The sequence below is a fragment of the Salinicoccus halodurans genome (assembly GCF_900114445.1).
GTDB lineage: Bacteria > Bacillota > Bacilli > Staphylococcales > Salinicoccaceae > Salinicoccus > Salinicoccus halodurans.
The window spans coordinates 232,083-249,437 of record NZ_FOTB01000003.1; the positions used below are offsets into that span (position 1 = coordinate 232,083).

At 41.7% G+C, this 17,355-nt stretch carries 22 protein-coding genes and 2 riboswitches; of the genes, 14 read left to right on the plus strand and 8 right to left on the minus strand.

Features of this window, described 5'->3' with window-relative positions; genetic code table 11:
• Positions 1 to 7 precede the first annotated feature (7 nt).
• Positions 8 to 304: a chorismate mutase gene (locus BM271_RS07720; RefSeq protein ID WP_046789116.1), complete on the plus strand. Its 297-nt coding sequence runs from the start codon at positions 8 to 10 to the stop codon at positions 302 to 304.
• Between the two features lie 59 nt (positions 305 to 363).
• Here BM271_RS07720 and BM271_RS07725 read toward each other — a convergent pair whose 3' ends face one another.
• Together BM271_RS07725 and BM271_RS07730 are read right to left on the minus strand one after the other, a co-directional pair.
• Positions 364 to 1,296 (minus strand): homoserine O-succinyltransferase, encoded by a 933-nt coding sequence (locus tag BM271_RS07725; RefSeq protein ID WP_046789117.1) that lies wholly within the window; start codon positions 1,294 to 1,296, stop codon positions 364 to 366.
• Positions 1,297 to 2,574: an O-acetylhomoserine aminocarboxypropyltransferase/cysteine synthase family protein gene (locus BM271_RS07730; RefSeq protein ID WP_046789118.1), complete on the minus strand. Its 1,278-nt coding sequence runs from the start codon at positions 2,572 to 2,574 to the stop codon at positions 1,297 to 1,299.
• 70 nt (positions 2,575 to 2,644) lie between these two features.
• A riboswitch (SAM riboswitch) is annotated at positions 2,645 to 2,740 on the minus strand.
• Positions 2,741 to 2,963: 223 nt separating this feature from the next.
• Between BM271_RS07730 and BM271_RS14280 the strand changes: the two genes are divergently transcribed.
• The 3 genes from BM271_RS14280 to BM271_RS07740 all read left to right on the plus strand — a co-directional run bounded on the left by BM271_RS14280 (position 2,964) and on the right by BM271_RS07740 (position 5,045).
• The gene (locus tag BM271_RS14280) at positions 2,964 to 3,113 is read left to right on the plus strand and encodes a hypothetical protein (RefSeq protein WP_158462217.1); all 150 of its coding nucleotides are present in this window, start codon (positions 2,964 to 2,966) and stop codon (positions 3,111 to 3,113) included.
• Positions 3,110 to 3,850 (plus strand): alpha/beta hydrolase, encoded by a 741-nt coding sequence (locus BM271_RS07735; RefSeq protein WP_046789119.1) that lies wholly within the window; start codon positions 3,110 to 3,112, stop codon positions 3,848 to 3,850. The genes BM271_RS14280 and BM271_RS07735 overlap by 4 nt, the downstream gene beginning before the upstream one ends.
• Positions 3,851 to 3,977: 127 nt before the next feature.
• Positions 3,978 to 5,045, plus strand: coding sequence for a YkvI family membrane protein (locus BM271_RS07740; RefSeq protein ID WP_234960506.1), 1,068 nt, complete (start codon positions 3,978 to 3,980; stop codon positions 5,043 to 5,045).
• Positions 5,046 to 5,076: 31 nt separating this feature from the next.
• On the opposite strand, the gene BM271_RS07745 is transcribed toward BM271_RS07740, so the two are convergent.
• Positions 5,077 to 5,592 (minus strand): cysteine hydrolase family protein, encoded by a 516-nt coding sequence (locus tag BM271_RS07745; protein WP_046789121.1) that lies wholly within the window; start codon positions 5,590 to 5,592, stop codon positions 5,077 to 5,079.
• 96 nt (positions 5,593 to 5,688) lie between these two features.
• A riboswitch (guanidine-I (ykkC/yxkD leader) is annotated at positions 5,689 to 5,787 on the plus strand.
• Between the two features lie 50 nt (positions 5,788 to 5,837).
• Here BM271_RS07745 and BM271_RS07750 point away from each other — a divergent pair.
• Together BM271_RS07750 and BM271_RS07755 are read left to right on the plus strand one after the other, a co-directional pair.
• Positions 5,838 to 6,173, plus strand: coding sequence for a DMT family transporter (locus BM271_RS07750; protein ID WP_046789122.1), 336 nt, complete (start codon positions 5,838 to 5,840; stop codon positions 6,171 to 6,173).
• A 2-nt stretch (positions 6,174 to 6,175) separates the two neighbouring features.
• Positions 6,176 to 6,490, plus strand: coding sequence for a DMT family transporter (locus BM271_RS07755; RefSeq protein WP_046789123.1), 315 nt, complete (start codon positions 6,176 to 6,178; stop codon positions 6,488 to 6,490).
• Positions 6,491 to 6,513: 23 nt separating this feature from the next.
• Here the strand turns inward: BM271_RS07755 and BM271_RS14560 are convergent, their stop codons facing one another.
• Together BM271_RS14560 and BM271_RS07760 are read right to left on the minus strand one after the other, a co-directional pair.
• On the minus strand, positions 6,514 to 6,819 hold the full coding sequence (locus BM271_RS14560; protein ID WP_268794012.1) for a LysR substrate-binding domain-containing protein: 306 nt from the start codon (positions 6,817 to 6,819) through the stop codon (positions 6,514 to 6,516).
• Entirely contained in the window at positions 6,732 to 7,307 is a 576-nt protein-coding gene (locus tag BM271_RS07760) for a LysR family transcriptional regulator (protein ID WP_268794011.1), read from the minus strand. Before BM271_RS07760 ends, BM271_RS14560 begins: the two co-directional genes overlap by 88 nt.
• Before the next feature lie 178 nt (positions 7,308 to 7,485).
• On the opposite strand from BM271_RS07760, the gene BM271_RS07765 reads away from it, so the two are divergent.
• The gene (locus tag BM271_RS07765; RefSeq protein WP_046789124.1) at positions 7,486 to 8,481 is read left to right on the plus strand and encodes a YeiH family protein; all 996 of its coding nucleotides are present in this window, start codon (positions 7,486 to 7,488) and stop codon (positions 8,479 to 8,481) included.
• Between the two features lie 41 nt (positions 8,482 to 8,522).
• Here BM271_RS07765 and BM271_RS07770 read toward each other — a convergent pair whose 3' ends face one another.
• The gene (locus BM271_RS07770; protein WP_046789125.1) at positions 8,523 to 8,873 is read right to left on the minus strand and encodes a YflT domain-containing protein; all 351 of its coding nucleotides are present in this window, start codon (positions 8,871 to 8,873) and stop codon (positions 8,523 to 8,525) included.
• Positions 8,874 to 9,044: 171 nt separating this feature from the next.
• Here BM271_RS07770 and BM271_RS07775 point away from each other — a divergent pair, with 171 nt between their 5' ends.
• From BM271_RS07775 to BM271_RS07785, 3 genes are all read left to right on the plus strand, one after another.
• On the plus strand, positions 9,045 to 10,355 hold the full coding sequence (locus BM271_RS07775; RefSeq protein ID WP_046789126.1) for a Na+/H+ antiporter family protein: 1,311 nt from the start codon (positions 9,045 to 9,047) through the stop codon (positions 10,353 to 10,355).
• Positions 10,356 to 10,470: 115 nt separating this feature from the next.
• Positions 10,471 to 11,799: an MATE family efflux transporter gene (locus tag BM271_RS07780; protein ID WP_338061313.1), complete on the plus strand. Its 1,329-nt coding sequence runs from the start codon at positions 10,471 to 10,473 to the stop codon at positions 11,797 to 11,799.
• Between the two features lie 33 nt (positions 11,800 to 11,832).
• Entirely contained in the window at positions 11,833 to 12,720 is an 888-nt protein-coding gene (locus tag BM271_RS07785; protein WP_046789128.1) for an SDR family oxidoreductase, read from the plus strand.
• Between the two features lie 38 nt (positions 12,721 to 12,758).
• Here the strand turns inward: BM271_RS07785 and BM271_RS07790 are convergent, their stop codons facing one another.
• Positions 12,759 to 14,117, minus strand: coding sequence for an aldehyde dehydrogenase (locus tag BM271_RS07790; RefSeq protein WP_046789129.1), 1,359 nt, complete (start codon positions 14,115 to 14,117; stop codon positions 12,759 to 12,761).
• Between the two features lie 212 nt (positions 14,118 to 14,329).
• Between BM271_RS07790 and BM271_RS07795 the strand changes: the two genes are divergently transcribed.
• The 4 genes from BM271_RS07795 (at position 14,330) to BM271_RS07810 (ending at position 16,363) form a co-directional block, all read left to right on the plus strand.
• Complete coding sequence (locus tag BM271_RS07795) at positions 14,330 to 14,509, plus strand: hypothetical protein (protein WP_046789130.1); 180 nt, start codon at positions 14,330 to 14,332, stop codon at positions 14,507 to 14,509.
• Between the two features lie 147 nt (positions 14,510 to 14,656).
• A complete protein-coding gene (locus BM271_RS07800) occupies positions 14,657 to 14,839 on the plus strand; it encodes a hypothetical protein (RefSeq protein ID WP_046791383.1) in 183 nt (60 codons plus the stop codon).
• Positions 14,840 to 14,960: 121 nt separating this feature from the next.
• A complete protein-coding gene (locus BM271_RS07805; RefSeq protein ID WP_046789131.1) occupies positions 14,961 to 15,494 on the plus strand; it encodes an NADPH-dependent FMN reductase in 534 nt (177 codons plus the stop codon).
• A gap of 77 nt (positions 15,495 to 15,571) precedes the next feature.
• A complete protein-coding gene (locus tag BM271_RS07810; RefSeq protein WP_046789132.1) occupies positions 15,572 to 16,363 on the plus strand; it encodes an N-acetylglucosaminidase in 792 nt (263 codons plus the stop codon).
• A gap of 88 nt (positions 16,364 to 16,451) precedes the next feature.
• On the opposite strand, the gene fdhD is transcribed toward BM271_RS07810, so the two are convergent.
• Complete coding sequence (gene fdhD, locus BM271_RS07815; protein ID WP_046789133.1) at positions 16,452 to 17,249, minus strand: formate dehydrogenase accessory sulfurtransferase FdhD; 798 nt, start codon at positions 17,247 to 17,249, stop codon at positions 16,452 to 16,454.
• Positions 17,250 to 17,355 lie beyond the last annotated feature (106 nt).

A 17,355-nucleotide genomic window follows, 5' to 3' on the forward strand; every position in this document is an offset into this window, starting at 1 on the left:
GCTGCCAATGGACTCGCATGAAAAACTAAGAAACAGGATTGACGAAATTGATTATGAACTTGTGAAACTGTTTGAGGCAAGGATGGAAGTGACTGCCGGTATTGCTGAATATAAGCAGAAAAATAATATCCCTATTTTTGATGAAGCAAGAGAAGAAGAAGTCGTTAACAAAAATGTGGGAAGACTAAACGATGAAACTTTGGAGCGGCATGCGGCCTCGTTTTTCAGGCATCTAATGGCACTCTCCAGAAAACGTCAGCATGAAAATCTCAAAAATCACAAATCTCCCATTAATAACATATAGTGATGATGAAGCCGGGCGGAAGCGTCCGGCTTCATTTTTACATAAAATAAACACCGCCATCATCGGCAGTGTTTATCATTTTTCATATCCTCAAGATTATAATACGTATTTTGATATGTTTCATTTATCCAGTTGTTGAATAGGATGTGCCCGTGGCTTTTCCAGTTGAAAACCGGAGGATTTGAAGAGTTATCACCCGGGAAATAATTATGGGGTATATCTATATGCTGTCCGGTTGATACATCACGGTCATATTCTTTCTTCAAAGTATCCCGTTCATACTCAAGGTGGCCGAAAATGAATAAATCTCTTCTGTCTTTGGAAGCAATGAGATCAGGTCCGAACTCGGGATGTTCCGTAAGGATATCGAGTTCGTCAGTTTTCTTCAATCCTTCAATATCGACTGTTGTATGCCGGGATTGAGGAACACTGTAAATATCATCGAACCCCCGGAGAAGCGGGTGTTCCGCGTATAAGTTCTCATATTCGAAAATGCCGAATAGTTTACTTGGAAGTTCCATTTTCCTGATGCCAAAATAATGGTTCAGTGCAAATTGAGCACCCCAGCAGATGAAAAACCTCGAATATACATGGGTCTGGGCCCAGTTGATGATGTTCTTCAGTTCTTCGATGTAATCGACCTGCTCGTAATCCAGTTTTTCGACCGGCGCACCGGTGACGATCATCCCATCGAACCTCTGCTCTTTAATCTCCTCAAACGAATTGTAGTATTTCTGCAGATGACTTGTTGGTGTATTCCGGCTGTGATGTGATGACATGTATAAAAATTCTACATCGATTTGAAGCGGGGTGTTGCCCAAAAGACGGAGGAGATGGAGTTCAGTCTCCTCCTTTTTAGGCATAAGGTTTAATATGAGCATCCGGAGCGGCCGGATGTCCTGGGTGTGCGCTCTGGAGGCGCCGATGGTATATACATCTTCTTTTTTGAGGAGTTCCCTTACAGGGAGTCCTTCGATGACTTTAATTGGCATTTATATCGCGTCCAGACCCTTTTTAAGGTCATCCAGAATGTCATCAATGTGTTCCAGGCCGACAGACAGACGGATTGTCTCAGGTTTTACGCCGCCCTTGAGCTGTTCTTCTTCACTCAACTGTGAATGAGTGGTGGAAGCAGGGTGGATTACCAATGATTTAGCGTCACCCACATTGGCGAGGAGGGAGAAGAGCTCAAGGGATTCTATGAATTTTATACCGGCGTCATATCCTCCGGTAACACCAAAGGTGAAGACCGCTCCGGCACCATTAGGAAGGTATTCTTTTTGCAGTGCATGGTAGGGGCTGGATGGGAGCCCGGCGTAATCCACCCATTCTACTTTTTCATGACGTTCTAAGAACTCGGCAACTTTCTGTGAATTTTCAACGTGTCGTTCCATGCGCAGCGATAGTGTTTCGATGCCCTGGGTGAGAAGGAAAGCGTTGAATGGTGAGATAGCGGCGCCTGTATCGCGCAGTAATGTGGTTCTGATTTTGAATGCAAGTGCTGCTGCACCGAATGCTTCTGTGAATACAAGTCCATGATAGGATGGATCGGGTTCAGTAAGGCCGGGGAATTTGCCGTTATTCCAATCAAAGTTACCGCCGTCGACAATGATTCCCCCGATTGATGTACCATGTCCGCCAAGGAATTTAGTCGCAGAATGCACGACGACATGGGCACCATGTTCAATCGGGCGGCAGAGATAAGGGGTTGCAAATGTGTTATCCACGATTAGGATAATACCGTTATCATTGGCGATTTTGGCGAGTACTTTAATATCTTCAACATTACCTTCGGGGTTCCCGATTGTTTCTATGAATACGGCTTTGGTATTTTCTTTTATTTCTCTTGAAACATTCTCGGGGTCTTCAGTATCCACGAGTGTTGCCTCGATGCCGAATTTTTTGAATGTGTGTGTGAACAGGGTGTGCGTACCGCCGTAGAGGCTCGATGCTGAGATAATATGATCTCCGGCATTGGCAACTGCCTGCACTGCATATGTGATTGCGGCCATACCTGAAGCTACTGCGAGGCCGGCAACTCCGCCTTCGAGTTCGGCAACCCTCACTTCAAGCGCGTTTGTCGTCGGATTCATCAGGCGTGTATAGATATTGCCTACATCTTTTAAACCGAAAAGATCAGCAGCATGTTTGGCATCATCAAAAGCATAGGATGTAGTCTGATAGATTGGAAGAGCACGCGAGTTCGTAGTGGGATCCACTTCCTGTCCGGAATGCAGTTGCTTAGTTTCAAAACGGAATTCTTCAGTCATTTTAACGCCTCCATTAATTTTAAATAATAAAAAAGAGCCTTCCTTATGTAAGATAAGGAGACTCTCGTTTCACTCATCTATCAGGAAAAACCTGCTGGATTTAGCACCTTACCAAAAAGGTTGCCGGGTTTCAAAGGGCCAGTCCCTCCACCACTCTGGATAAGTAATTATTTAATTGAATATCATATTACTGATTTACATCTGATTTGTCAAACATTTTTAAAGATTTAGATAAACTATTAATATAGTGATGGAAGAGAGATATAATGAAAAACCTGGATTTTGTAATCATCGTACTTATAATGATTGCTGTTGTCCTCTTCATGATCAGCCGTACTATTCTAAAAAAGACGGGGACTGCGGTTACAAGAGCCGGCCGGCTTTAGGAAATGACTCAAAAAGTTTTAAACTATGCTTATAAAGGTAAGGATAAGAATGAAACAATAGAAAATCTGATGAAGGATTTTAACCTGGGAAAAAGTGAAGCGGAGTACCTTTACACCAGAGCGACGAAACAAAACAAGGAGGAAGAAGAATGAAAATTACACAGCCTGATCCGGTCTTGTTGGAGAATGGAGACAAAGCAGTAATCCTGCTGCATTCTTTTACTGGTACTACGAGAGATATGAAAGAGCTGGGTGAATACTTGAATTCAAATGGGTATACAGTGGCTATTCCAATATTCGAAGGACATGGGATGGGTCCGGATCCATTAGTTGAATCCGGGCCGGACGAATGGTGGAATAACGTTGTTGAAAGCTATGAAATGCTTAAAGACAAGGGATATGAAAAGATATCGATAGGCGGTGTATCACTGGGCGGTATTTTATCCCTGAAAGCCGCATATTCATTGGAAGACATCAATAGTGTCGTTGCAATGTCTGTGCCTCAGGGAAAAGATATCGAAGATCTTAATAAAAGGGTGGTATCCTATATAGAAAACTTCATGGAATTTGTCGGCAGAAGTGATGAAGAGATTGATGAAAAATTAAAAGAACTGGATGAAAAACCCATGGCAAGTCTCCCGGACTTCGAAGCATTGATTGATGAAATCCACAGCAGGTTGGGGGATATTTCAGTGCCACTAGCTGTTAAATATGGCGGAAAAGACGCTGCTTTATACGAAGAAAGTGCAGATCATATATATGAAGAGGTTGCATCGGAAGCGAAAGATATGAAAGTATATCCAAACACCGGACACCTTATGACAAAAGGGAAAGATAAAAAACTGCTTTTTAAAGATATTTTACATTTCCTGGATTCTGTGAACACATAATGCTGGCCTTCCCGCCAGCGTTTTTTTAATTCATATTTTCATGTTTGCCAGAAATAGTAAAGAAGTGTACTATTAAGTTATTATTTCAAGAATTCTAAAATCATACGGAGTGGTTATTTTGGCGAATGTGAAAGATATCTTGAAGATAGGGTTCGCCTACACCGGCGTAGTGGTGGGTGCAGGTTTTTCTACAGGACAGGAGATACTCCAGTTCTTTACAAATAATGGTTTCATCAGTATTTTTGCTGTACTTTTATCAGGATTTCTTATTCTGTTCACAGGTAAGTGGACAGCCGATGTCGGATATGATCTTGAGTCTGAATCCCATGTAGATTCCATCATGAACATATTTGGTCCTTTATTCGGGCGGCTCATCGATTACATATTGGTGTTTTTCCTGTATGGAGTAGCAGTCATCATGATTGCAGGTGCAGGATCGACATTTTATGAGAGTTTTGGCACGCCGCCATGGCTGGGTGCAATTATATTGGTGATCGGCGTATACATTACTTTAAATTTGAACTTCAGCAAAATTGTAATCGCTTTAGGTGCGGTCACACCATACCTGCTTGGGGTTGTCATTATTATTTCCCTTATCACATATTTCAATTCTTCAATGCCGTTGTCTGAAGCCGATCAGTTTGCAAAACCAGAGCTTACTGTTGAGGGTGCCTGGTGGTGGGACGCGATTACCTACAGTGGTTTCACCATTGCAGTTGCATTCAGTTTCCTGACCATGATGGGTTCAGACTCCAAATCCCGCAAAATTGCCGGATACGGCGGGATTGCCGGGAGTGTCATCATCCTGGTATTGATGCTCCTGATCAATCTTGGTCTCCTCTCGAAGCTTGGAGAGGTCAATGAAGTTGCACTTCCCATGCTGTTGCTGGGAAATGAAATTCATCCTGCTTTAGGAGTGTTGCTGGGTATCGCAATGCTCCTTGTTATCTATAATACAGCTGTGGGGATGTTATATCCATTCCTGATCAGGTTCTTTGCCCTTAAAAGCAAGGGCTACAATGTTTTGCTCCCCTTATCTTTGATTTTGGGCTATATCCTGAGTTTTGCCGGGTTTGCAGACCTGGTAGGAACAGTATATCCGGTCATGGGATATGTCGGATTGCTGTTAGGAGCAGGCTTGTTTATAAAATGGATTGCTTTGATGGGAAATCGGAAAAACCGGAAAAAAGTTTAATGAAGAAGAGGCGCACCCTTGGGGCTGCGCCTTATTTTATGATGACATTCATATTCTCCAAAACTTCGAGCGTTTTATCATGAAGATCTGCATTCGAGCTGCCGATGAGATTTCTATCAACAGTAATATTCGCCTGTGGAAATATGTTTTGTATCACCATTATATTGGCCAATATGCAGATATTGGTCTCAACTCCTATAAATTCAATGGTCCGATTTGTTTCCACTTCTTCTTTGTATTTCTCCTGGATCTTTTTTGACTGATCTGGTGGTATACCATAAAAAGTTTTAACATACTCATCTCCATAGTCTTCGAGCAGTGCAAAAAACTCAGGATATATGGTTTCATCAAATTGAATGCTTTCGGTCGTCCTTTTTTCATGTTCGAATTCAGGATAGAGGTTCTTTGTGTAGATGACCGGTTCATTGACGGATATGGCTTTTTGTATACGTTGGGTAATCCCGTCTTTTATCTTCCTGGTCCATTTGCCGTAACTTGAGCCTGATGCATCAAAAGTGTCGTTCTGCAGATCTATAGCAATAAGCATTTTATAAATCACTCCTATTTGTATGCATTCTCTATATAAGATACCCGATACCTTGCATTGTTAAATAAAATATTTTATAATATAGACAAGTAAATAGCGAAAGCTTCCTAGGGTTCCGCTGCAAATGCAGGTCAGGTCCAAGAGGAGGCGCATGACGATAACGTCATGACACGGAGGGACAAAAGCCTGGGAGAGAATAACATTCTCAACCCGGGCTTTTTTATATTATTACGGAGGTTTTATTAATTAATATTCAATGGATTAAAGTTATTATTGCCAGTATTTTTGAGGTTGGCTGGGTAGTAGGTCTTACACATGCAGATGCGTGGCATGAATGGTTTTTTACTCTCATAGCGATATATGTCAGTTTTTACTTGATGATAAACGCCGGTAAATATCTGCCGGTCGGAACAGTGTACGCAGTTTTCGTCGGTCTGGGAGCGTTCGGTACAGTACTTTCTGAAATTGTGTTGTTCGGTGAGCCTTTCATGCCACTGAAAGTTGTATTGATTACACTGATACTCATAGGTGTAATCGGTCTTAAAATGGTCACAGATGATAACGAAAGAGAGGTGCAGTAATCTTGGTATGGTTTTCATTGGTCATAGCAGGGTTGTTTGAGGTTACAGGTGTATTGTCGATAAATAAACTCCACAAGGACAAGAATATTTCTTCATTACTGATTTTGCTCACAAGTTTTGGGCTGTCTTTCCTTTTTCTTGCATTCGCATTGCAGACGCTGCCGATGGGAACTGCGTATGCAGTGTGGACAGGTATTGGAGCCTCCGGTGGCGCACTTCTGGGTATGTTTTTCTATAATGAATCCAAAGACTGGAAACGGATAATGTTCATCCTTCTCATAGTTTTTGCAGTAGTGGGATTGAAATTGATTTCATAATCATGATTTGAAGTAATGGGTTTCTATACTGTTTTCATTAAGAAAATCCAACAGGGTACGTGTGCTTTTTGAATGGAACTTAACATCCGGTGGAGCAGATGGAAATAGCGGGTGAGTTCTGTTTCTTCTTTGTTTATAAGCTTGAGCGAACCGGTTTTCAGTTCCTCCTCCACAGTATGATGGGACAGAAGTGTGATGCCGATGCCGTTCGCTACAGAGCTTTTTACAGCCTGGGTGCTGCTTAATGTAATTGTCTTCGGTTGGATGTTGAGTGAGGCGAATAACTGGTCCTGATAGCTTCTCGTCCCTGAACCTTCCTCTCGGACAATCCAGGTTGCATCTTCAAGCGTTTTTTATCATGGTTACTGTGCATATCTTTATCACCAATGATATACATCCGGTCTTTAATCAGCCTGGTGCTGTTCAGGTCTTTGTCAGTTTCACGTTCTTCATCTTCTATGATACCGATGTCCAAATCACGTGATTTGACCATTTTAATTATGGAAGACGAGTTGCTTATGGAAACTTCCGGTGATATTCCGGGGTGCCTGTTCATCAGCTGTGCAATTATTTTAGGAAGAATATATTCACCGTAAGTATAACTGGCACCGATAAGAACAGGACTTTTGGATTCGTTCTGCAGATCCTGTATCAGGTGCTGCATCTTTTCATTGATACCAATCATTTCCTTAGCGTAATAATAATAGATTTCCCCTGCCGGGTTAAGTTTTATCCTTTTTCCTGATCTGTCGATGAGCGTGAGGCCAAGGTCTTCTTCGAGTTTCTTAATATAGGTGGAAACAGCGGATTGGGTCATGTGCAGTCATTCTGCAGCATGGGTGAAACTTTTTTATCTATAACGGTTACAAATACTTTGAGTGACTGATTGGTCATTGTCATACTCCTATCATAACGTTTTAGTTATCAATGCTATCATTACATACTATTTCACTTATCCATCATATGACGCTATCATAAAGCATGGAGGCGTTATTATGATCAGTTCTGTTAAAAAAAATGGCTTTATAACTGGAATATTATTTACACTGGTAATTGCGACCCTCGGATTTTTATTGGCGGAATTACCGGTTTTTGAATATATAGGCCCTTTGGCGACAGCGATAATACTTGCTTTCATATACAGGCAGATATTCGGATATCCATATAAAATTGCGTCCGGTATACAATTCTCCTCTAAAATCCTGCTTCGTGCAGCCATTATTTTATATGGCTTGAAATTGAATATAGATATTGTATTTTCACAAGGTCTGACCCTGCTGGCGCAATCTGTTATCGTTATTGCTTTTTCGGTAGGTGCCTCATTCATTTTTGCAAAAATGATAAAAGCGGATATGAATATATCCATGCTGGTCGGAGTCGGTACAGGAATATGCGGAGCAGCTGCGATAGCCGCTGTCGCACCCATCCTTAAAACAAAAGATGAAGATACGGCAATAAGCATCGGCATCATTGCATTGCTGGGCACTGTTTTTTCAATCGGGTATATATTTATAGGGCCATATTTACCTATGACTCCCACGGAATACGGTTCATGGGCGGGGCTGAGCCTGCACGAACTGGCTCATGTTGCTCTCGCTGCCGAACCGGCAGGCAGTGATGCCCTTGCCATAGCATTACTTGCAAAATTATCGAGAGTGTTTTTACTGGTCCCGCTTTGCTTTATACTGATTTTCTTCATAAGGAGAAGAGAAAGCGGAAAAAGTGTCAAAAAGATACCTTTCCCATATTTTCTCATTGGCTTCGTACTCATGAGCCTGCTGAACAGTTATGTATTGGGAAAACATATTGTCGTTGATCCGGAAGTCATGGAAGGCGTTTCTGTACTTACTTCAATCCTGCTTACGATGGCCATGACAGCCCTCGGACTCAATATTAATTTAAAAGATACGATAAGACGGGCATCAAAACCTTTCACAGTGATATTAGCCGTCTCTGTAATGCTGTCCATCCTTGTATATGTGATGATATAAAAGAGCCGCTTCCCTTTGGAAACGGCTCTGGATATCATTATTTAGATAAGGAACTGTTCAACATTTTCATTATTTGTTACAATCAGAAACACTTTTCCCTTATCCATTTCAGCTTCATAACCTTTTGCTTCAGTCTCATCGAAACCTACACTTTGAAGTTTGTTGCGTAATTCATCACCTTTCTTTTCGAAAGGTGCTTTTACAGCATCTCCCATATCCATTTCGCTTGCGCCGATAGTATTGATTCCTGTGTTTTTGGCAATTCTTTTTGTTCTGTCATCATCATGTGAGATAACATAGATATCCTCTTCTTTTACGTTATTGCCTGTGATTTTTTTAATGTCTTCCTGCAGTTTTTCATCGTTTTCATAAGCTTTGATAAAAGGTTTCATAAAGATTATCCCTCCTATGAAATATTTTGTTGTCTACACTCTAATTGTTTCCCCATTTACTGATTTTAAAACATGATGCAGTTGTCATATTTATTTTGAGATTGACAAACCCTCTCTAAGTAATTAATATTATAATATTATGCTTGAATTAATTTGGAAGGTGGATAAAGCATGAATGCAGTATTAATCGCTGTTTTAGTTATGATTATTCTGAGCCTGCTCAGATTGAATGTAGTGCTTGCGCTATTCATCGGTGCATTGGCCGGCGGAATCGTTGCAGGTATCCCGATTGCGGATATTATCACCATATTTACTGAAGGGATTGTCGGCGGTGCAGAGATTGCCCTGAGCTATGCATTGCTTGGAGGATTTGCTGCCCTGATTGCGTACAGTGGTATTACTGAAGTTTTCGTGAACTTCATTATTAGAGCGCTGAATAAAGAGCAGTCAAAAAAAGCACGGATTATCGCCAAAATATCTATTATCGGTGCCCTTCTTATTGCTGCTGTAATGAGTCAGAATCTGATTCCGGTGCATATCGCCTTTATTCCAATTCTTATTCCGCCGATCCTCAGTCTGATGAATGAACTGGAGATCGACAGACGTCTGATTGCTGTTGTCCTTACATTCGGTCTCACATTTCCATACGTGATATTGCCTGTCGGTTTCGGGCAGATTTTCCAAAATACGATAGTGACAAGTTTTGAAACGGTCGGTGTGGATATAGCATTCGGTGATGTAGCTCCCAATCTGATCATTCCGGCCAGCGGATTTGTCATAGGTCTGATCATTGCGTTGTTCTACTATAGGAAGAAAAGAAATTACGAAACAATCCAAATTTCATCACAACAGGAAAGAGATACCAGCAAAGCAACAATCATTACAGCAGTCCTGTCTATATTAGCGACGTTTACAGTTCAAATCATGACTGACTCTATGATATTTGGTGCTCTTGCTGGAATTATGATTTTCTTTCTGTCATTCAGATTCAAATGGAAGCACCTGGATGCCGAACTGATTAATGGTATACAGATGATGGCTTATATAGGCATCGTAATGCTTGCTGCAAATGGATTTGCTTCAGTGATCACTGAGACAGGGCACGTAACTTCGTTAGTGGAAGGTATTGCAGAAGTGCTGATCGGCCAGAAAACGCTGATTGTTGCATCAATGCTGATTGTCGGACTGATTGTAACTATGGGTATAGGATCATCGTTTGCAACGATACCGATTATTGCAAGTATATTTGTTCCGATGGGTATTGAATTGGAGCTGTCGATGCCGGCAATCATCGCAATCATCGGCACTGCCGGCGCACTGGGAGATGCCGGTTCTCCTGCATCTGACTCTACACTAGGGCCAACAGCTGGTCTGGATGCTGATGGACAGCACGATCATATTTGGGATACTTGTGTACCAACCTTCTTGTTTTTAAATCTCCCTGTGCTGGCAACAGGCTTCATAGCAGGAATGATTTTATAATTCATTTAGAAAATCCATTACTCCGGTAATGGATTTATTAGCGTTAAAAAATTTTGCAGGGGAGTAAGGGAGAATGTATCATACGGATTCGAAATGCGAAATGTATGGCCAGTTAATGCAGATACTCTGGCCTATACTTGTCACTCAGGTATTACTGTATTCTATGAATATGATCGATACCATGATGTCCGGCCGAGCAAGTGTCGATGATCTGGCAGGGGTCGCCATCGGATCGAGTTTCTGGGCGCCGGTTTCCACAGGAATCAATGGAATTTTGCTTGCAGTCACAGCAATCGTTGCGAACCTGATGGGTGCGGATGAAAAGGAAAAAGTACATGACACAGTAATGCAGGCGATGTATATTGCCCTGGCCATTGCGGCTTTTGTTTTAATATCAGGTTTTTTCTTCCTTGATGATCTGCTGGGGATCATGGAGCTTGAACCGGCCGTCCATCATATCGCCTATCATTACCTCGTTGGATTATCCACCGGTATCATGCCGTTATTTTTATTCAGTGTATTGCGTAATTTTATTGATGCACAGGGGCTTACGAGGATATCGCTGTACATTATCACCCTTTCTCTGCCACTCAATGTCTTCTTTAATTATTCTTTGATTTTTGGTAACTTCGGTTTTCCGGAGCTCGGAGGAATCGGTGCAGGATATGCTACAGCGATCACATATTGGCTTATTTTCTTAATAGCAGTATTCATGACTTTCAAAGTGGAAGTTCTGGCGGCGTTCAAGCTGTTCAGAAAAGTGACAGGACCATCCCTTGACGTCATGAGGTATCACTTGAAGATTGGAGTGCCGATCGGCATATTGCTCTTTGTTGAAACAAGTATATTTTCTTTAATGACATTGCTGATCGGTATCATGTTCACGACTGATATCATTGCAGCAAACCAGATTGTACTGAACTTTACGACAATGCTTTTCATGCTTCCGCTGAGCATTTCAATGGCAATGACCATAGTGATCGGATTCAGTGTAGGAGGCGGCAGATATGAGGATGCCGGGCGTTATAAAATGATGGGGCTGATAACAAGTCTTGCTCTGATCTCCGTCACTTCCATACTGCTGTTTATATTCAGGGAACAGATTGCATATTTCTATACAGCTGATCCCGCCGTAGTAGCCATTGCGGTGCCGTTATTTGTATTCGCGATCATCTATCAGGTGTCAGATGCACTGCAGGCATTATTCCAGGGAATACTAAGAGGCTATAAAGATGTTACAATCCCATCGTTCATTGCAGTTTTCTCTTACTGGTTCGTTGGCCTGACAGCGGGCTATCTGCTCGCTGCGTATACTTCACTTGAAGTTTACGGTTTCTGGATAGGTATTTCCCTCGGCCTGACATGCGCTGCTGCAGGTTTCTTCATCCGTCTGAGGTCCATAGAGAAAAGAAATATGTTTATAAATGGAGAAAATGCGCAATAGAAAAGTATTCTTTTAAATAGGAGGAATACGAAGATGGGCGAAATGAACAATCCTTTATACAAATATTACGACGGCAAATTTGAAAAGCAGAAACAACCCTACCCGGGCGTGCAGAGTGAAATGCATCCAATTCCGGATTGCGGCGAGGAATCATATGTCGGCAGTGAGAAACTGAAGAACAGAAAAGCACTTGTCACAGGCGGAGATTCAGGCATCGGACGTGCAGCAGCTATTGCGTATGCAAAAGAAGGAGCAGATGTGGCAATCAGTTATCTCCCTGATGAAGGATCGGATGCACAGGAAGTCAAAGCTGTCATTGAAAAAGCGGGACAAAAGGCGGTGCTTCTGCCGGGGGACCTGAGAGATGAGAGATTTGCAAGGGAGCTCGTGCATGAAGCGGCGGAAAAACTTGGCGGACTGGATATACTGGTCTTGAATGCAGCGATTCAGCAGTTTGAAAAAGATATAAAAAATCTCTCCACTGAACAGCTCACAGATACATTTACTGTTAATATCTTCTCAAATGTCTGGATGCTTCAAGAAGCATTGGATCATCTCCCGGAAGGGGGGAGTGTTGTCGTAACAACGTCTGTTCAGGCTTTCCAGCCTTCCGGACATCTCTCGGATTATGCGATGACGAAAAGCTCACAGGTTGCCTTTGTTCTTGCCATGACTCAACAGCTGGCTGAAAAGGGGATCAGGATAAACGCCGTGTCCCCGGGGCCAGTCTGGACGGTGCTCCAGGTAGCAGGCGGGCAGCCTCAGGAAAGCATACCGGAATTCGGTCAGAAAGAGCCGTTAAAACGTGCAGGGCAGCCGGTGGAACTGGCTGACACTTATGTACTTCTCGCATCAGACAGTGCGAGCTATATTACCGGACAGGTTTACGGCATTACAGGCGGCACACCCATCAATCACTAACCAAAAAAAGCCTTCAATCAAACGATTGAAGGCTTTTCTTATCTCATTATCAGCCGGATAAGCTTTTGAAAAACTTTTAGATTCGGATATCTGAACGGGATGTCGAACAGTGTAGTCTGTTTTAAGATGCTTTTTTCGTGCGTGAATGTATCGAAAGAGTATTTCCCATGATATTTCCCCATGCCGCTGTTGCCGCGGCCTCCGAAGGGAAGGTATGGTGTAGCCAGATGATACATTGCATCATTTACTGCACCTCCGCCGAAAGGTACTTTTGTGATGACAGATTCTGCTTCGGTTTTCTTCTCTGTGAAGACGTACAATGCAAGCGGATCCAGCATATCACGTATATCCAGTATCGCCTTGTCCAGGTTTTCAAAAGAAAGAACTGGAAGTACCGGTCCGAATATTTCTTCCTGCATTGCAGGGTGATCAAATTCTGCATTGTCGATTACCGTGGGTTCGATTGTACGGTCTTCCGGGCGCAATCCACCGCCATATACTATATCGCCTTCAATCAGTCCTCTTATTCTTTCAAAATGGTCATTGTTTACAATGCTCATATATTTCCCATTAATAAAATCTTTGTGGTAGAACTTATAAGTATAGTATTTTATATGATAAACAAGCGCATCCTTAATGGATTTCTCGGCATAGACAAAGTCAGGTGCAACGCATGTCTGACCCGCATTGGAGAATTTTGCCCAGACAATCCTTTTCGCCGCAAGTTTCAAATCCGCATTTTTAGTGACGATCGCAGGTGACTTCCCGCCGAGCTCAAGAGTTACAGGAACCAGATTTTCTGCAGCATTCTTCATCACTATTTTACCGACATGGGAACTTCCTGTATAGAAAATATAATCGAAAGGCAGCCTGAGCAGCGCCTGATTGGTTTCTACCCCTCCTTCTACTGCAGCTATATGCTCGACTGGAAATACAGACTCCATTATTTTACTGATGACTTCTGCCACTGCCGGTGTATGTTCCGAAGGTTTCAGAACAGCGGTGTTTCCTGCGCTGATCGCTCCTATTAAAGGAGAGATGGTAAGGTTGAATGGATAGTTCCAGGGCGCAATAATAAGGGTGACACCGTAAGGCTCTTTATAGATAGTTGATTTTGATCCGAAATGGGTAATGGGTGTCTTTACTTTTTTGGATTCTGCCCATTCATCCAAATGTTTGACCGCATGGTTGATTTCATTGTAAACAATACCAATTTCAGTCATGTATGTGTCTGTTTTCTGTTTATTAAAATCATTGAGCATAGCTTCAGAAAGTTCATGTTCATAATACTTGATTCCTCTTTTTAACTGCTTCAGGGCATTCTTCCTAAACTTTATACCTTTTGATTTACCTGACTGGTAAAACTGTTTTTGCTTTGCATAAATTGATTCATACATTGATTACCACTCCTCACATTATTCTGTTACCCTTTTCCAATGACGTCTAATGTTATAAATGATACGAGAAAACGGTCGTTTTAAATGATCTCTTAATTAATTTTTGTCTGAAAATGAGTGAGAAGTAAAATGTATGTGAAGTTTTGTGAAAAACATTGCATTTTTTTTATTTCTCCATATAATTAAACTATCTATGAGAAGCAGGTGATGGGATGGAGATGGAATCCAGAATTATTGAGGGCAGGCTGACAGCATATCAGATCAGTGAAGCACTCGGGATATCAATCGATACGGCGAATGATCTTTTGGATGAAAAACTGAAGGTTGATGAGTTGGATCAGGAAGTCAGAGAGAAGCTTGAAACACTTGAACAGGCATTATTTGATCAATAGTATGGACGCAGATGACAAATGACCATTTTGATGTAACAGCAATTCAGTTTTTAAATAATATCCATTTTTTTCATATTCATTGTTAATATATTATCATGTGGTATAATTAAACTTGCTTCAGGAGAATTGATTGAGGATGGTGAAGATATGGATACAGACTTAAATTTAAAAATGTTAACTGAAAAACTGACAGCATATCAAATCAGTCGTGCGGTGGATATTTCCATAGATAAAGCTCAATCAATCATCGATAAAGAAATTAATTATGATGAGTTGGATTCTGAAACGATTGTAAAACTTAAAACTTTGAGTGATAAATTGAATAACTGATAAGCTGGGAATGGATGCGTCCATGCTCAGCTTTTTTTATTACGACTTTAGACGGTTTTAATTGAAACTTTCAGATGGTACCATTAATTTAATCAGAAACATTTGAAGAAGGAGACTTTCAATGAACCTGCTTGTCATTTCAGGAAGTGCTTTTCCTGGATCCCATACCAATGCGATTGCTCAGATTATTGAATCTTTAGTTGAACAGCCTGAAAATAAAGTGACCGTAGTCGATTTATGTGAATTGGATATCCCGGTTTTCGGCCAGGGAAAATCTGATGATGTCGAGGAATTGAAGCGTCTCACAGAAGAAGCGGATGCAATGATGATTGGGACGCCAAATTATCATACATCCTATTCCGGAGTGTTAAAGAATGCTTTGGATCATCTTTCGATAAATGAATTTGAAATGAAGCCGGTGGCTCTGTTCTGTAACAGTGGCGGGATGAGAAACTCGGACCCTCTAACTCAGCTGAGAATGGTGATGAGAGGGGTTCACGCAATGGTGATTCCGACTCAGGCCTCCACCTGCGATTCAGATTTTATGAAAACCGCCAAAGGTCATGTCCTTAAAAATGAAGAAATCATAGAGCGTTTAAGTTTAATGATAGATACGCTTGTCAAGCAAGCGGATTCAGAACCAGTAAGCATCTAAATCAGGATGCTTACTTTTTTCGGATTTTTGGGATAGAATAGTGTAATAATTGAACTTAAGATAAGGAAAAGTGATGGATGAAGGAAAAAACGAAGCAGGATATTCCGGTTTTAATTTTACTTGGAATCATGGTGGTGTTCTTCATCACCTTTCTGGTCTCTGAAACGACACTTGTTGAAAAGAAGGAGAAGACGTATATTCATAGTTTTGATGAAGCGGTGGATACTCAGATTAACAGCAGTACATCAGATGTGAAGCTGGAGAACGGAAGCGCAGTCAAAGCCCGGGACGAAGATATCAGGGAAGCGATGGATACCAGCAGAAGTAATACCGATTTCCAATTTTTAAAGTTGGATGAAACAGTCAGTCTGACCGTGGAAGAGTTAAATGAATCATTGGCTGGCAAAGGGATTCTGGAAAATCATGGTGAAACTTTTCTGCAGGCTCAGGAAAAGCATAATTTGAATGTTCTATATCTGATCAGTCATGCTCAGATCGAGACAGGTAATGGCAAGTCCTCACTTGCCCGGGGGATTGAAGTGGAAGATGGCACATACTACAATTTCTTCGGTATAGGTGCTTTTGATAAAAAAGCTGTGTCAGAAGGGTCGAGCTATGCAGCGAAATCAGGCTGGTCTTCCCCGGAGAAAGCGATTATGGGAGGTGCCAGATTCATAAGTGAAAATTATGTTTCAAAAGGTCAGAATACACTTTATGCGATGCGGTGGAATCCGGAAAATCCCGGCAGCCACCTGTATGCAACCGACATTCAATGGGCAGAGAAAATTGGGAGTATCATAGAAGGCCATTATAATGCACATGATATTACAGTAAATGAATTCCATAAAAATTATTATACTGAAGAATAAGAAAAAGCACTCCGGATTCTGGTTCTGCCCCTGGGTATACTGCTAATGTCAGTATATTCGGGGGCGGCCACTATTCCGGGGTGCTGTTCTATATTTCAGCATTTTTTTGAACGACTCTCCATGGATGGCTGTATATATTGAATGAGTCTCCTCTGATAAAACCAATCGCGGTAATATTCAAATCTTCTGCAAGTCTGATGGCAAGATCTGTAGGAGCGGACTTGCTTAATACAATGCCGACACCTATCTTGGCAGCTTTTGTCAGTACTTCTGAAGATATCCGTCCACTGAATACCAATACTTTGTCATTGACCGGAATCCGGTTTTCGATGCAGTAACCGTATAGTTTGTCGAGGGCGTTATGTCTTCCGATATCACCGCGGTGTACAATCACTTCTTCAGGTGTGCCGAGACTGGCGTTATGAATCCCACCGGTCTCTTTGAAAATCGTGCTAGTGTCCTGCATATCTCTCATCAATGTTGTGCACTGTTCAGGTGTGATCGTCGTTTTGGACATAGATACTTTGGCAGTATCGACATCGCTTTGAAAATAGAATTGACGACTCTTCCCGCAGCAGGAACCGAGTATCCTTTTCGAATATGTGAAATGATCGGTTGATATATCGCTGTTCAGATTTATGTGACAGAAGCCGCCATGATCATCCAGGTTCATCGATTTAATGTCACTGTATTTCCGGATTGCGCCCTCTGAAGCCAGGAAGCCCATGATGAGTTCCTCCAAATGGTCAGGTGAGCATACAAGCGTTGCAAATTCTACATCATTTATATAAAGTGTCAGAGGAAATTCTTCAGCAATTGCATCGTTCGTCTCTTCGAATGCACCGCTGTCATATCTGACGATTTTTCGTTTCGAAGTGATTTTCAAAAAATACCCACCTTTCCAGGTTGATTATATTGAAAGGGTTTTATTTATTCAATATAATAATTATTAATTCATTGCATAGCATTTAACCGCGCATATATTATAGCAT